Origin of the sequence: Streptococcus suis (assembly GCF_002964045.1) — a bacterium.
GTDB classification, from domain to species: Bacteria; Bacillota; Bacilli; order Lactobacillales; family Streptococcaceae; genus Streptococcus; species Streptococcus suis_U.
Genome location: NZ_POPB01000039.1, coordinates 1 through 271, shown reverse-complemented (window position 1 = coordinate 271; position 271 = coordinate 1). Strand labels below are relative to the sequence as shown.

General features: G+C 37.6%; 1 pseudogene. It reads right to left on the bottom strand.

Going from position 1 to position 271, the window contains the following annotated elements:
* A pseudogene (locus tag C1E99_RS00175) lies at positions 1–254 on the bottom strand (acetyltransferase); the annotation flags it as partial.
* Positions 255–271 lie beyond the last annotated feature (17 nt).

Here is a 271-nt window from a genome sequence, read left to right as displayed (position 1 = left end):
ACAGTAACAGAATCGCCAAAGATGATAACTCCTTTTTGAATTTCAAAACTAGTAGCTTTAGCATTTTCAGCAGCAGATCGTGTTGTATTTAGTTGGGTCTGAGCTTGATAAAGATTGCTAACCATGCTCTCTTGTTCAAAACTTCCTAATTTTGGTGCAAACAGACAGATACCTAAGCTAATTGCAGTCAAGCAAGCAAAGCTGCCAAGAAGCCATTTTTTATAGGGTTTCAAGTCCATTGGTAATCCAAACAAACTTCCTACTTTACCAG